15 protein-coding genes are annotated in these 13,309 nt (G+C 55.6%); 7 read left to right on the forward strand and 8 right to left on the reverse strand.

What is annotated here, in order from left to right; all coding sequences use genetic code 11:
* The first annotated feature begins 102 nt into the window (after window positions 1-102).
* Complete coding sequence (locus ACSQ3H_RS21500) at window positions 103-351, forward strand: type II toxin-antitoxin system Phd/YefM family antitoxin (RefSeq protein WP_436118912.1); 249 nt, start codon at window positions 103-105, stop codon at window positions 349-351.
* Window positions 351-785 (forward strand): type II toxin-antitoxin system VapC family toxin, encoded by a 435-nt coding sequence (locus ACSQ3H_RS21505; RefSeq protein WP_436118913.1) that lies wholly within the window; start codon window positions 351-353, stop codon window positions 783-785. The genes ACSQ3H_RS21500 and ACSQ3H_RS21505 overlap by 1 nt, the downstream gene beginning before the upstream one ends.
* Window positions 786-978: 193 nt before the next feature.
* Here ACSQ3H_RS21505 and ACSQ3H_RS21510 read toward each other — a convergent pair whose 3' ends face one another.
* Together ACSQ3H_RS21510 and ACSQ3H_RS21515 are read right to left on the reverse strand one after the other, a co-directional pair.
* Window positions 979-1,269 (reverse strand): hypothetical protein, encoded by a 291-nt coding sequence (locus ACSQ3H_RS21510; protein ID WP_436118914.1) that lies wholly within the window; start codon window positions 1,267-1,269, stop codon window positions 979-981.
* 80 nt (window positions 1,270-1,349) lie between these two features.
* Entirely contained in the window at window positions 1,350-2,063 is a 714-nt protein-coding gene (locus ACSQ3H_RS21515; protein ID WP_436118915.1) for an IS6 family transposase, read from the reverse strand.
* 216 nt (window positions 2,064-2,279) lie between these two features.
* Here ACSQ3H_RS21515 and ACSQ3H_RS21520 point away from each other — a divergent pair, with 216 nt between their 5' ends.
* The 3 genes from ACSQ3H_RS21520 to uppS all read left to right on the forward strand — a co-directional run bounded on the left by ACSQ3H_RS21520 (window position 2,280) and on the right by uppS (window position 5,283).
* Window positions 2,280-2,666, forward strand: coding sequence for a diacylglycerol kinase (locus ACSQ3H_RS21520; RefSeq protein ID WP_436118916.1), 387 nt, complete (start codon window positions 2,280-2,282; stop codon window positions 2,664-2,666).
* 55 nt (window positions 2,667-2,721) lie between these two features.
* On the forward strand, window positions 2,722-4,242 hold the full coding sequence (locus tag ACSQ3H_RS21525; RefSeq protein ID WP_436118917.1) for an LssY C-terminal domain-containing protein: 1,521 nt from the start codon (window positions 2,722-2,724) through the stop codon (window positions 4,240-4,242).
* Window positions 4,243-4,452: 210 nt separating this feature from the next.
* Complete coding sequence (gene uppS, locus ACSQ3H_RS21530) at window positions 4,453-5,283, forward strand: polyprenyl diphosphate synthase (protein WP_436118918.1); 831 nt, start codon at window positions 4,453-4,455, stop codon at window positions 5,281-5,283.
* 130 nt (window positions 5,284-5,413) lie between these two features.
* Here the strand turns inward: uppS and ACSQ3H_RS21535 are convergent, their stop codons facing one another.
* Complete coding sequence (locus ACSQ3H_RS21535; protein WP_436118919.1) at window positions 5,414-5,719, reverse strand: hypothetical protein; 306 nt, start codon at window positions 5,717-5,719, stop codon at window positions 5,414-5,416.
* 361 nt (window positions 5,720-6,080) lie between these two features.
* On the opposite strand from ACSQ3H_RS21535, the gene ACSQ3H_RS21540 reads away from it, so the two are divergent.
* The gene (locus ACSQ3H_RS21540) at window positions 6,081-6,959 is read left to right on the forward strand and encodes a response regulator transcription factor (RefSeq protein WP_436118920.1); all 879 of its coding nucleotides are present in this window, start codon (window positions 6,081-6,083) and stop codon (window positions 6,957-6,959) included.
* Window positions 6,960-7,375: 416 nt separating this feature from the next.
* The gene (locus ACSQ3H_RS21545) at window positions 7,376-8,311 is read left to right on the forward strand and encodes a LysR family transcriptional regulator (protein WP_436118921.1); all 936 of its coding nucleotides are present in this window, start codon (window positions 7,376-7,378) and stop codon (window positions 8,309-8,311) included.
* A gap of 15 nt (window positions 8,312-8,326) precedes the next feature.
* Here the strand turns inward: ACSQ3H_RS21545 and ACSQ3H_RS21550 are convergent, their stop codons facing one another.
* From ACSQ3H_RS21550 to nikC, 5 genes are read right to left on the reverse strand one after another with little or no spacing between them, the layout of a single operon-like run.
* Entirely contained in the window at window positions 8,327-9,682 is a 1,356-nt protein-coding gene (locus tag ACSQ3H_RS21550; RefSeq protein ID WP_436118922.1) for an MmgE/PrpD family protein, read from the reverse strand.
* Window positions 9,683-9,724: 42 nt separating this feature from the next.
* Window positions 9,725-10,726 (reverse strand): serine hydrolase domain-containing protein, encoded by a 1,002-nt coding sequence (locus ACSQ3H_RS21555; RefSeq protein ID WP_436118923.1) that lies wholly within the window; start codon window positions 10,724-10,726, stop codon window positions 9,725-9,727.
* Window positions 10,723-11,502: an ABC transporter ATP-binding protein gene (locus tag ACSQ3H_RS21560; RefSeq protein ID WP_436118924.1), complete on the reverse strand. Its 780-nt coding sequence runs from the start codon at window positions 11,500-11,502 to the stop codon at window positions 10,723-10,725. Before ACSQ3H_RS21560 ends, ACSQ3H_RS21555 begins: the two co-directional genes overlap by 4 nt.
* Window positions 11,499-12,365 (reverse strand): ABC transporter ATP-binding protein, encoded by an 867-nt coding sequence (locus ACSQ3H_RS21565; protein WP_436118925.1) that lies wholly within the window; start codon window positions 12,363-12,365, stop codon window positions 11,499-11,501. The genes ACSQ3H_RS21560 and ACSQ3H_RS21565 overlap by 4 nt, the downstream gene beginning before the upstream one ends.
* A complete protein-coding gene (gene nikC, locus ACSQ3H_RS21570; RefSeq protein WP_436118926.1) occupies window positions 12,358-13,302 on the reverse strand; it encodes a nickel transporter permease in 945 nt (314 codons plus the stop codon). The genes ACSQ3H_RS21565 and nikC overlap by 8 nt, the downstream gene beginning before the upstream one ends.
* Between the last annotated feature and the right edge of the window lie 7 nt (window positions 13,303-13,309).

The raw sequence follows: 13,309 nt of genomic DNA on the forward strand, positions 1-13,309 counted from the left end.
AGGTGACAGCGCCCCAAAACCTTCGTAGACATTCTGGTCTTGCAATCGCGCAGAGAGTAGTATATTTGTTAGAAAACATACTACATGGAGTCTCTCATGCGAATGTCCTATATGACCAGTGCATCCTTCAATCAGAATCCGAGCAGAGCGAAGAAGGAAGCAAACGAGCGCCCCGTGGTTATAACCGACCATGGCGAGGCAAGTTATGTGCTCGTGCGCTATGCCGAATTTGAAGCGCACTGGAAGAAACCCAAGAGTCTTTTTGAGGCTCTGCGGGATCCTGGTACAGTCAGCGACAAAGATTTTGATCCCGCACGCGTAGACTTCGATGGTCGGGACGTTGAGTTCTGATGCCATTTTTGCTGGATACAAACGTCATTTCGGCAGCAAGAAGACCAGAAAAACAAGATGAGGCGTTTCAGCATTTTATGCGTGAATTCGATGTGGAGGATGCAGCCCTTTCGTCGGTTACAATCATGGAGATCAGATTTGGCATCCAGCGTGAGCAAAAAAGGGACCCAACTTTCGCATCCGATCTGGAAAAATGGCTGAATGAAATCGTTCTGACCAGCTTCGCAGGTCGCATCATCCCATTCGATCTTGATATCGCAATTCGAGCAGGCATGCTCCCCACTGCGGACAGGCGCCCATCCGCAGATGCGATGATTGCTGCGACTGCCCTGGAACACGGCCTGCAGGTTGTCACACGCAATGTCGCTCATTTCAAACCGCTTGGTGTCGTGTGCGTCGACCCTTGGCAATATGCGCCAAGTGCGTCTCGCTAACCCGAGCTTAATGGATGAGTTCGCGGCTACTCACTTCGGTTGGTGTGATCTATGTCGCATACACACCAGAATGACAGTCATTGTGCTGAAAATCTTCAGACTTCCTACGCGCTAGAGTCGAGCAGCAAACATCCCAGGAACCTATCCTGGGATGTTTGCCGAGAGCATTTGTAACTGAAGCAATTCATCGATTCTACAAAGCAAGTTCCCGCCGCAATGTCTCGAGCCATTCCATGGCAATCACGCCATCATGAATTGTCGGGGCAGCGGTCGACGCGCCGCCGAGCGCCGGAACCACGTCGGTCAAGAGCGAATGATAGCCCTTCGGATCTTCATTTGCCGCCGCCGTGAAATTTGGCTTCCAGGTTAGCGTATCGACGCCATCGGCAAGTGTCGCATTGGGATCGTCCACCTTGAAGGGCGGATTGCGGTTCCAGCGTACTTCGATCACGTCATCCACCTCCAGCCACTGATGGTCGCTCATCAGTTCGATACGCTCGACGGCACCGTAAACTTAACCTGATATATTTTGCTTTGGGCGCATTTGCGACTTTGTAGCTGATCTCATGCCGCTTGTACGCATGCGATTTCGCGCCACGTATCCATCGCAGCGTTGCGACGAGCGCGATGGTCGGATGAAGTTAACTTGTTGCGTGAAAAGTGGTGGAGATTGGCAATGGGATCATGAATGGAAACGAAGCGTTGAAGCTGCCGAGTTGATTCCAATCGCTTCATGATCTTTTCTCGTCGTCGAATTGGCTGGTGCGAATTCTCAGCGCGGTTGTTGAGCCCCTTATGCTGGCGGTGATCGCAGACGGTCAGACCAATCTGCCTGTTGGCAGCCGCATAGGATCTGAGCTTACCCGTCACTATGACACGCGGTGCGCAACCTTGTTTCTTGAGTAATTTCCGGATCAAGCGTTTGGCTGCCTTGGTATTCCTGCGGCTTTGCACCAGGACCTCCGGTACGAAACCGTCCTGATCGACGGCGCGCCACAGCCAGTGTTTCCTGCCTCCGATCGAAACAACAGCTTCATCAAGGTGCCACTTGTCACCAAGGCGTGGCGAACGCCTGCGAATCTTGTCGGCGTAGTCCCGCCCGAACTTTTCCGCCCATATGCGGATCGTCTGGTGTGTGACGATAATGCCCTTGTAGGCAAGCATGTCTTCCACCATGCGAAGACTGAGCGGGAAGCGGAAGTACAGCCACACCGCCTCGGCGATAACTTCAGCTGGAAAACGGTGACGGCGATAGAGTGAATCACGAGCCTCGGTCATTACTCAAAATCACAAAGAATCATCGCCAACTGGTTAAGTTTACGGTGCCTTCGCACCAGCCAATTCGACGACGAGAAAAGATCATGAAGCGATTGGAATCAACTCGGCAGCTTCAACGCTTCGTTTCCATTCATGATCCCATTGCCAATCTCCACCACTTTTCACGCAACAAGTTAACTTCATCCGACCATCGCGCTCGTCGCAACGCTGCGATGGATGCGTGGCGCGAAATCGCATGCGTACAAGCGGCATGAGATCAGCTACAAAGTCGCAAATGCGCCCAAAGCAAAATATATCAGGTTAAGTTTACGGTGCCGGCGTGAGCGCAGTTTTAGGACACAAATATTGATGGCGGTCCTGGTCGTCATCGGCGTCCTGTTTCTCGGTGCATCATTGGCCTGGATGGCAATCATCACTCTGGCGATTGCCCTGGTTCTGGCGGCGGAATTGTTCAATTCCGCGCTGGAAACGTTGGTTGATCACTTGCATCCTGAGTTCCACGCGGAAATCCGCGTCGTCAAGGATATGGCTGCCGGCGGTGTTCTGTTGGTCAGCCTTGGTGCCGCGGTTGTCGGCGTGCTATTCTTCCTTGCGCAGCGCTGAGGTACGAGCCGGCGCGAACAAAAACTTTCGGCTCCGGAATGGGAATTGCGACCACATGTGGCGGCTGCCGAGTTCGGTCCTTAAGTCGATATTGGTGGCGATCCGGAACGACCCGGAAGTACGCCGAAATCTCGCGGCTCATCCACGCTTTTGGGGGTCGCTGCGGAAACGGTTCAGCAGGAACGAACCGTTCGGGCTGCGGCTGACAGTCGGCGTCGCACTCTCTGTCGTCTTTCTCTGGTTGTTTCTCTCTGTCGTCGAGGACCTGATCTCCAACGATCCCCTCGTAGTCGCCGATTTGCGGCTCGTGTCATTGGTCCAGATGTCTCGGAGTCCGCATCTGAATACAGTCATGTTGTTCCTGACCTATCTGGGGAACTGGCAGATTATCGCCGCGGGGGCTTGCCTGTTCGGGATCTATTTCGTCCTGACTCGGCAGTGGCGCTGGATTCTAACTCTCCTCATTTCCATTCTTGGCGGGGAATTCCTTGTCTGGTTGGGCAAGACGGGGTTCGCCCGGCCACGGCCGGATCTCGTTAATGCGCTGATACCTGCCCAGGGCTTGAGCTTTCCAAGTGGGCACGCCTTCGTCGCGATTTCCTTTTACGGTTTCGTTGCGTGGTTCGCGATCGAGAGGACGACGACCAAAGTGGCCAAGGGCGCCATCGTCGTCCTCGCCATTATTCTCGTGTTGGCGATCGGCTTTTCGCGGATTTATCTGGGTGTCCATTGGCCTTCCGATGTGCTGGCCAGCTTCGCCCTCGGTGCTGCCTGGCTGGCGGTCATCATCACTTCGTTCAGTGTTTCACAAGCATCCAAACCCGAAGCTCCTCTACAAAATCCCGCCTGGGCTGGGCGACTTGCGAGCCTTTTCATCATTGTCTGGATCGGTGTTGTCGTGGTCTTCAGCTATTTGCACCCGCTCGTCGTACGACACGCATCAGTAGCGACAGCCGTGGACTTGACGACAAGCGATTTCCCGTCGGGATTGTTTGCTGTTGCGCCGCGGTTCAGCGAGGATATCGTTGGCAGACCAATGGAGCCGATCAACGTCATACTGGTGGGCAGTGAGGCCGATCTAACGAAGGCCTTCCTGGACGCCGGGTGGGAGCCGACGGATCGCATCTCGTTTGGAAGCAGTTGGCGTTTGCTCATTGCGGAGCTTCGCAATGAACCCCCTCCTCGTGCACCTGGGCTGCCGACGTTCTGGCAAGGCCAACCCAATCGGCGAGGCTTCCAGCATGTGGACCCGATGGGATCGGCCCGCGAGCGTCATCACCTTCATGTGTGGGATACCGCCTTTCGCGTCGCCGGCAATGCGGTTTGGGTTGGTACGGTGCACTTCGACCGAGAAGCTCAAACAGCCGGAGGAACAGGGCTGCTGATCCACCAAATCGATCCAGCGGTGGATCGCGAGCGAGAGTCGCTCAAGTCCGATCTGTCGCGAACAAAATGCGCCAAGCGGATCGACGAAGCAGTCGTGACGGAGCCGATGTTGGGGCAAAACGCTGTCGGCAGTCCGTTTTTTACTGACGGAAAGAGCCTTGTTGTTTTCTTGAAATGCAGCGGTGCCTGACCGCGATAATGTGGATCGACAACGGCGCGCTGGTCGCAGTGGGCGGACCCGAGCTTGAGCAACCAACTTTCCTCTAGACTAACTTATCTGCCGGGACATGAATTAGCCCCCGGTACCACGAGCGACACGGATGCGAAATCTAAGGCTTGCTTGGCCGGGTGCGCAGGAATGTGTCGATCAGGATTTGGTGTAAAGTCCAGCAGAGAAGTGATGGATGACTTGGTGATGGTTGCGATCAAAATCTCAGGAAGCTCTTTCAGACACTGGCTTCTGCGCCTGCTGTACTGGGCCTATGAGCGACGGTTGCTGCGTCAGATCCGGGGACGGGTTTTGCCCCGCCATGTCGGCTTCATCCTGGATGGGAACCGGCGCCACGGTCGCCAACAAGGACTGCAGGATTTTCGCGAGATCTATCGGACCGGAGCAGAGAAGCTCGGCGACGTGCTCAACTGGTGTTGTCAACTGCACATTCCGGCCGTCACGCTCTGGGTATTTTCGACAGAGAACCTTCAGCGTTCACCAGAGGAAGTTTCCGGGATTCTCGCTGCAGTCGAAGCCAAGATCTCGGCTCTCGCCCACGATCCGTTGACGCATCGACAAAGGATTCGGGTGCAGGCCATCGGCAGACTCGACATCCTGCCGGAGTCGGTGATCGCTGCCATTCGAATGGCCGAAGCAGCGACAGCGTCGTATGATACCCTAAAGCTGACAATTGCGGTGGCCTATGGCGGGCGCGAAGAGATCGTCGACGCCGTCCGCTCGCTCCTTCGTGACCAGGCGGCCAAGGGGACCGCGCTGCCCAACATCATCGAGCTTGTCACCCCCGAAACCATCGCTCGTCACCTTTACGCAGCTGACCTTCCAGACCCGGACCTTATTATCCGCACCAGCGGCGAAGTGCGCTTATCGGGATTTCTGCTTTGGCAGAGCGTCCACAGCGAGTTTTACTTCACCGACGTGTACTGGCCTGCATTCCGCAAGATTGACTTCCTGCGCGCGATTCGCTCGTTTCAACAGCGAACGCGGCGATTTGGGAAGTGACGTAAAATGTGTCTCAACACTTGCATCTTCGTTTTTGGTCGGGTTTACACCAGTTTGGGATTTTTCACGCTGCGGAATCAAACTATCGCTGCGCCACGCTTTCGTAAGTAAATCGAGCATACCGCGTCACTCAATCGACGGTTACCGTCCCGTCGTGGGCCAGCAACACGCGGCCGTCCCACATTCCTGTCATTTGTTGTTCTGCACGAGTCGTCAGCTTGCCCGCTCCGATTGATCCTGCCAGCAGGTCACGCGGTATGTCAGCGTTTGGTTGATACTGCGGCAGCGTTAGCAATGAAAACCGATTGACCAATTTCTCTTCTACGACGGATCCGATCCACAGCTCCACAGGATGACCGTTTTGAAGATCGATGTCCGTAGCCCACACCCGCAGAGTGAAGCGGCCATTGGTCCGGTCTCCACCTGAAAGCATCAACGTAAGGCTCGGCAGACGCCCCCGTTCAAAATAGGGCTGTGGCGGGAGAGTAAAATCTAGAAGGTTGTCCGAACCAGGCCGTCCAAATCTACTGCACCAAGGTCTCTGATATATTTTTTAATCCGGCAAGAAGGCCGAGATGGCCAACACTAGTTTGTATCAAGTGCCGTCTTCGGGACATTTGCCCTTCGGGATTTCCGTTCGCCCGGATTACGCACTTGGTTATCTTGTGACCTGATCGAATGGCATATCCCAAATTGCGCTCGCATAAGAAACTTGATTCAGAAATCTTCAGGAATCGCCCAAGGACTTTTCATTGATAAATCGACCAAATGTCACTGCGAAGGAGATCATAACGACGATGCAGCGCAGTGTGCGCATCTCCTTTCCGCAACAGGAGGACGACATGGAAAGCGCTCGCATACGCCAATTCGCCACCGGACATTCAGATAGAATTGAAGCCGCCCGAGCAGACCAACCTTCGGTCATCGTCGTGGACGACGTTTCAAGTGATTGGACGCGTTTGGGAACTCGTCTCGAAGCGTCTGGGATCGGCATGACCGTTACAGGGCAGCTGCCGGAGTATCTCCTGCTTGGTAGGCCGATCGGCATACTATGCCTGATTCTCGGCGCAAGGCCGGGTCGGGATCGCCTGGATTTTCAGCGTCGTCTTTTGGCGGCAGAAGTTGTCATCCCTATTATCTTCGTGGCAGAGTCCGGGAATATATCGATGTCAGTAGCGGCCATGAAGAATGGTGCGATCGATTTCCTTGGTAGATCATGTTCTGACGAGGAACTGCATCAGTCAATCGAGATCGGCCTTGCCCGCGACCGTGCGTGGAGTGATAAGAACCGGCGGCTATCAGCACTCAAAAACCGGTATGACACACTTACTGAGCGCGAAAGCGAAGTGATGTGGATTGTTGCCGCAGGCCGCTTGAACAAGCAAATAGGGTGGGATCTAGGAATAAGTGAGATCACGGTAAAGGCTCATCGTGCTCGAATGATGCGAAAGTTGGGGGCAACAAACTTGCCTGAATTGGCCCGCATGACGGATCAGATCGCCCAAATTGTTGAACAACCTAATATGCGGTTGGAAACCGAAATCAATGTCGGCTCACCACAATTATCACCCCCACCCTTCTCAAGTGAGCTTCCCTTCTTCGAAACCAAGGGCATCGTGAGGTTGCTCCCACAGTATGGCCGAACAAATCTTGGAGGACGACAATTGGCCTTTTAAGTCGTTTCTGTAGCAACCTCTTGGCAGCAAGGACATGAGTCGCCTTGAGGTCTCATCTGAACCGACCTTACACATCCGCAGTTGTCGGAAGTGGTTTCGTCCGCCGACCTCCACCGCATGGCTATCGCTCAATCTAAACTGTTAAGGTTGCCATATATTCTCATGCTGATGTCCGTTTAGAACAGATCACCATAAATAAACCTTCCTTTGAAAGGGCCGATAACACGCGAATTTTCGAGCACTTCCGATTGTAGCTTGAATCTCTACAATCCCTGTAACCAAAGATTCATGCCGAAATTTTGTCATCTGGTGATTGTCAGGAACCGGTGAAGATGAGACCATAATATATTAGCCTCGAAAACGGAGGGCTATTTCCAACATACGTTCTGGCGCTCGCTCATGAAGTTTGCGCCAATATGAATGGAAAGGCGGGATGCTTGGAACTCAAATGGTTTGAAGATTTTCTGAGTCTTGCACGTTGCCTTAATTTTTCCAGAGCAGCAAGCGAACGCAATATAACACAACCAGCATTGAGCCGCCGGATAAAACAACTTGAGGAATGGTTGGGCGTTTGCCTCATCTCGCGCAAGACGTATCCGATACAACTTACCCCGGAAGGTCGCGAATTCTTTACCAAGGCGACGGAAATCGTGTCCACGCTTTCCGAATTGCGCAATAATATGCATCAGCGCAATTTCCACAATGCGGACACGCTCACTTTTGCGACGTTGAACACCCTCTCACTCACCTTTTTTCCCCAATGGATTAAATCTGCCGGGTTCGCGACGCGGACACGGTTCTCCGAACCGAGGGCATCTTTTCTTGGCAACATCTCTTCGCTTTTCAACGGAGATAGTGATTTCCTGCTGACCTATGCACACGACTCCATTCCCTCAATGAAACAGCTTGAGGGCTTTGCGTTCCTGCCCCTGGGACAGGAAAAGGTCATCCCAGTGTGCGCTCCCGATGTGACGGGCAAACCACTTCATCCTCTGACGAACGGTCAGGAACCGATCGAATATCTGAGCTATGGCGACTGTTCGTTCTTCGCTCATATGCTCAATCATGTCTTCTCGCGAAGGCCCCTGCCACTCAAGACCATTTATGAAAATGGCATGGCGGCCGGCCTTAAAGCCATGGCCCTATCGGGCAGTGGCGTCGCGTGGATACCGGAGAGCCTTATCAAAACAGAACTTGAAGCGGGCGCACTGGTTCACGCCAGCGAACCCAGTTGGGAGCTTCTGGTGGATATCAGAGTGTACCGGCCCCTCGCGTTTCGCAGCAAACATGCGGAACAGTTCTGGTCGAAGATTTCTGCACAGCAGACTGCCTTCAAGGCGGCAGCTGAATAAGTCTGACGGTAGCTTTTATGGGGCAAAGACCGGTGACAGAAAATTCAGGCTCGTCTCGCTCTCCAGCGCACACAAGCGGCTGTAGATGGCTTGGCCCACACTACTCAGGCGGCCGCAGCAATCTGCAAATTTTATTTCCCTGTCGCGCGCGTCGAACGGATCGGCAAGCGAACCCTTGGCCGCCTGCCGCTCTGCCTTCAATGTCAGTCCGCCAACGAGATGGATAGTAACCACATGCGGCAACTTCGCCCCAGCCGCCAGCTCCTCTTGCTGGGTATAGGGCGTCATGGATATCCGGTTCATCAGATCAGTGTCGGGGTTTGCCTCCACCGCCTCGGGCGTGAAGTCCGATAGGAGGAGCGCATTGTTGCGAAGGATGCGTGCCACGCAATATTGCATCGAGAAACGGGCCTGCATTTCGTCACACGGCTGCGGATAGGCAAGGTTGCGCCAGTTGGAAATACCGACCAGCGTTTCTATCGACGTAACGTCCTCAATCTTGAAATCGTTTGTAGTCTTGATATCGAGGATAGCATCGGCGATGAGATGCGTAGAACCGCAGCATGGATGACGCTTGGGAATGACGCCAATCGTTTCGATGACGTGGCTTTGCGTCGCCGCTATTGCTTCGGTGTCCCAATTTCCGGGATAGCTGCCGCCAAACAATTCACGGAAGCCCTGCTCGCCTTCCAGAATGTCGAGCCGCCCGGTCATCCCGCTTGCAGCCAGCATGGCGGCATCAATGGCATTGCGCGCGGCAAGGCCGGCATGCAGCGGCTTCATTGGAGTTCCAAACTGGCCTTTCGTGCCGGACGCTAGGCTCACCGCATTGCTTAAGCTGCGGGCGATCCCATCCGAGTCGAGACCAATCAGCCATGCGACACCCGCAGCGGTGCCGATCGTGCCGATTGTGGAGGTACCATGCCACCCGGCGGTGTAATGCGAAGATCCGACGCCCGCACCGACGAACGCTTGCGCCTGCAATCCGATGAGATAGGCATCGATCAGGGCCTGACCGTTGGCGTTGCGGGCTTGTGCGACTGCAAGCAGCGCCGGAACCAAAACAGCGGACGCATGGCTCATGCCGGGCAAAAAATTGTCATCGTAGTCAAGAGCGTGAGCAGCAGTGGCGTTGACCAGGGCCGCAACCGCTTCATTGGCCCTGCCCCCCCCGATAATACTCGCCGCGCCGCTCGACGTACGGTACCCGGCTAAGGCGTTGCGTGCCGCCTGCGGGGCAAAATCGTTCCGCCCGGCAAACATGCAGCCGATCGTGTCGGCAACGGCATGTTTTGCAAGCTCTTGTGCGTCTTGGCTAAAGCCGCTGCGAGAGGCGCACCAAAGCGCAATTGTTTCGATGGTACTCGTCATCGTTGGTTCCCGTCATAGGATGTGGAGATGGGGTAAGGTCCGTCAGTCTCGGCAAGCTGCGATGAGCAATTTGAGTAATTTGCCAAACTGGAATCTGTCGACTTCCCGACCCGGAATATCCGTGTTGACGCGATGAACGACGACGAGATCAAGGGGAGGAACGATCAGGCAAAAATGACCTCCGGCACCGAGGGCATAATAACTTTTCTCAGGAAGCATCACCTGCGGGAACGCGATACCGCTGCGGGATATCCACCACATATAGCCGTACGCGCCACGCGCACCCGCATCTGAATAGGGCAGCGTGCTGGTCGCCACCCAATCGCATGGAATAATCTGCATGCCATTCCATACGCCGCCTTGCAGAAACAATTGGCCGAAACGGGCAAGATCGCGGGATGACATGCGGAACGGATAGGCCGGATGCTGCGAGCATTCGTCAAGGTGAAGGCTCCCATCCTTGCGCTCCTCGTCGTAGCGGAAATCGACCATCTCAAGCGGACTGGCGATGAAGGTGTTGAAGGCATCGTGAATATCAAGGCTTGTCAACTGCGTGTAAATGGTGCCCAGCGAATTGAAATCCCAGTTGCTGTAACACCAAAAGGTCCCCGGCGCTTGTGAATGGCGTGGCGGCTTGACGGAGCGCATCCACGGCGTCTCATATCCCGCCGGGTGATAGATGCCGGAACGCGCCGTCAGAAGGTCGTAGATCGTTGCCTGTTTCTCGGCGGCGCTCAGCCCCTGTTTGTCATCAATGCCAAGCTGTTCCAATGTCAGCGCCAGATCGATCGTGCCTTTTTCCACCTCAATGCCGATCAGGGCGCTGAGAAAACTCTTGCGCATGGAATGGCATTGGTAACGGCGTTCGATATCGCCATAGCTGGCGAGAATCTTGCCGCCCTGCACGATCATCAATGCGTCACTGGCAATGGTGGAGGCATAGGCGCCCATCGCATCGAGGCCGGGCCGCGACCATCCCCTCGCTTCGATATCGCCATCGACACGCAATGCCAGATCGGAGCCAAAGTCCTTCGGAGCGGTCATGCGTGTGCCATTGCCTTGTAACCTATGCTGGCGGCGAGAAAATCGCGGCTGTATTGTTCCTGCACCTCACCTTCCCGAATCCGCTCTGCTGTCATTTCCTCCAGAATGCGACCGCCATGCATGATGGCGACGCGCTCGCAAAGATGGGTGACCACGGCGAGATCGTGCGTGACCATCAAATAGGTCAACCCCCTCCCCCGCCGCAGCGTTTTCAGAAGATTGAGAATTTCCGCCTGCACCGAAACATCGAGCGCCGAGGTTGGTTCATCCAAAAGCAGAATCTCCGGCTCGATAATCAGCGCACGGGCGATGGCCACGCGCTGGCGCTGGCCGCCGGAAAGCTCATGCGGGTAGCGGTAGCGGAAGGCTGGCTCCAGCCCTACCGCATCGAGAACCGCACTGATCCGCTCCTGGTGATTATCAAAATCATGGATGACCAGCGATTCGAGCAGGACATTCTGCACCATCTTTCGCGGATGGAGCGAGGCATAGGGATCCTGAAACACCATCTGGACGCGGCGGAAAAACGCCTTGTCGCGGCGATGACTTACCTCCTTGTCGCCGAACAGGATCGCGCCAGAATAATCCGGATTCAGCCCGGCAAGGGCTCGCAGGATCGTGGACTTGCCACAGCCAGATTCGCCAATCAGGCCAAACGCCTCTCCCCGTCCGATCATGAATGAGGCGTCATCGACGGCAATCGTCGAGGTCGGGCCCGTTCCGAACGCAACGGTCAGCCCATGTGCTTCGATAAGCTTTTCGGTTGGAAGACTCATGTCCACTCCCCGTTTTTCAAGACAGGACCGTTCAGCCACGCGGCGTCACGCGTCGGAATTTGCAGCATATCGACCGGGCGGTCGATCCGGGGCAGACTGTCCAGGAGCGCCCGCGTATAGGGGTGCCGGGCGTTATGCAGCGCGCTGGCTGGAAGATCTTCCAAAATCCGGCCGGCATACATGACCAGAACGCGGTCGCAGAAATCCGCCACCAGGTTGAGATCGTGGCTGATGAACATCAGCCCCGCCCCGCGCCGGCTGATCAACTCGTCGAGAATACTCAACACCTGACGGCGAACCGTCACGTCAAGCGCCGATGTCGGCTCATCGGCAATGATCAGATCGGGCTCGGGAATGAGCATCATGGCGATCATGATGCGCTGCCCCATGCCGCCGGACACCTCATGCGGCAAAAGCTGGAATACCCGGTCGGGATTGCGAATGTGCACCGCCTCCAGCATCGCCAGCGCCTTCTGCCTGGCAATCTTCGCCGTTGCCCGATGATGCAGCCGATAAGCTTCCATGATCTGATGGCCGACCTGCATCAACGGGTTGAGCGAGAATTTCGGATCCTGCATGATCATCGAAATCCGGTTGCCGCGGATCGTGCGCATCTGGCGTTCGGAGGCCTTGAGCAGATCGATACCGTCGAACGACATTCTGTCGGCTGTGACCTTCGCCGCCTTGGCGGTCAGTTTCAACACAGAACGGCCGGTGAGTGATTTGCCGGAACCGGATTCGCCCACGATGCCGACCTTCTCGCGTCCGATGCTGAAGGAAATACCGCGCACCGCGTGATTTACACGCTGCGCCGTATGAAAATGCACGTTGAGATCTTCAACTTCGAGAAGCCGGTCAACCATTGCGGGGATCCAGTACATCGCGCAAGCCATCGCCAAGGAGATTGAAGGCCAGGCTGGTTATCAGGATGGCCGAGCCCGGAATGGCTGCGATCCACCAGTTCGTCAGCATAAACTCCCGGCCCGAGGAGAGCATCGTGCCCCATTCGGGGCTGGGCGGCTGAGCGCCCAGACCGAGAAAGCCAAGACCCGCAGCCGTGAGAATAATCGCCGCCATGTTGAGCGTCACACGCACCACCACCGATGAAATGCACATCGGCACGATATGACCGAGAATAATGCGTAACGACGAGGCTCCCTGAAGTCGGATGGCAGCGATATAATCGGATTTGCGAATGGACAATGTCTCGGCACGCGCCAGACGGGCGATCGGGGGCCAGGAGGCCAGCGAAATGGCGATAATGGCGTTCTGGATGCCGGGTCCAAGCGCGGCAACGAAAGCGAGCGCCAGAATGAGGCTTGGAAAGGCGAGGAATATATCGACGATGCGCATCAGGACAGTATCGGCCCAGCCGCCGATATACCCTGCGCTCGTGCCTATCAGGAGACCTATCGGGGCAACGATGACGGCCGTCAGGCAGGCGATATAAAGTGTAATGCGGGCACCGTAGAGCAAGCGGCTGTAGATATCGCGTCCCAGTTCGTCCGTACCTAGCCAATGAACGGCCGACGGGCGCATAAGCCGCTCAGCAAGGTTCTGCTCAAAGATGTCATGCGTAGCCAGCAAAGGCGCGAAAACGGCAGCGGCAAGGATCAGAAGAATGACGCAAAGGCCGAACAGGGCCGAAGCGTTGGATCGCAGCCGCCACCATTTCAGCCAGAGCTGCTGCATGCGGGCGTGAAACGGCGATGTCGGCACAGGCGCGCGAAGCCATGCGCCATAGCCGGTCGTGGCGGGAGCAGGCGAAGGAATGGGAGTATCGACGGTTTTATCTGACATGACCGTT

The sequence above is a fragment of the Phyllobacterium sp. LjRoot231 genome, assembly GCF_964253365.1.
Taxonomy (GTDB): Bacteria; Pseudomonadota; Alphaproteobacteria; order Rhizobiales; family Rhizobiaceae; genus Phyllobacterium.

Excerpts from the sequence above, each read along its gene's own strand:
- ACSQ3H_RS21520 (WP_436118916.1), top strand. The coding sequence starts at position 2,280 with ATGCGTGGCGCGAAATCGCATGCGTACAAGCGGCATGAGATCAGCTAC.
- ACSQ3H_RS21515 (WP_436118915.1), bottom strand. The coding sequence starts at position 2,063 with ATGACCGAGGCTCGTGATTCACTCTATCGCCGTCACCGTTTTCCAGCT.
- ACSQ3H_RS21545 (WP_436118921.1), top strand. The coding sequence starts at position 7,376 with ATGAATGGAAAGGCGGGATGCTTGGAACTCAAATGGTTTGAAGATTTT.
- uppS (WP_436118918.1), top strand. The coding sequence starts at position 4,453 with ATGGATGACTTGGTGATGGTTGCGATCAAAATCTCAGGAAGCTCTTTC.
- ACSQ3H_RS21560 (WP_436118924.1), bottom strand. The coding sequence starts at position 11,502 with ATGAGTCTTCCAACCGAAAAGCTTATCGAAGCACATGGGCTGACCGTT.
- ACSQ3H_RS21565 (WP_436118925.1), bottom strand. The coding sequence starts at position 12,365 with ATGGTTGACCGGCTTCTCGAAGTTGAAGATCTCAACGTGCATTTTCAT.
- ACSQ3H_RS21540 (WP_436118920.1), top strand. The coding sequence starts at position 6,081 with ATGCAGCGCAGTGTGCGCATCTCCTTTCCGCAACAGGAGGACGACATG.
- ACSQ3H_RS21505 (WP_436118913.1), top strand. The coding sequence starts at position 351 with ATGCCATTTTTGCTGGATACAAACGTCATTTCGGCAGCAAGAAGACCA.
- ACSQ3H_RS21500 (WP_436118912.1), top strand. The coding sequence starts at position 103 with ATGTCCTATATGACCAGTGCATCCTTCAATCAGAATCCGAGCAGAGCG.
- ACSQ3H_RS21510 (WP_436118914.1), bottom strand. The coding sequence starts at position 1,269 with ATGAGCGACCATCAGTGGCTGGAGGTGGATGACGTGATCGAAGTACGC.
- ACSQ3H_RS21550 (WP_436118922.1), bottom strand. The coding sequence starts at position 9,682 with ATGACGAGTACCATCGAAACAATTGCGCTTTGGTGCGCCTCTCGCAGC.
- nikC (WP_436118926.1), bottom strand. The coding sequence starts at position 13,302 with ATGTCAGATAAAACCGTCGATACTCCCATTCCTTCGCCTGCTCCCGCC.
- ACSQ3H_RS21555 (WP_436118923.1), bottom strand. The coding sequence starts at position 10,726 with ATGACCGCTCCGAAGGACTTTGGCTCCGATCTGGCATTGCGTGTCGAT.
- ACSQ3H_RS21525 (WP_436118917.1), top strand. The coding sequence starts at position 2,722 with ATGTGGCGGCTGCCGAGTTCGGTCCTTAAGTCGATATTGGTGGCGATC.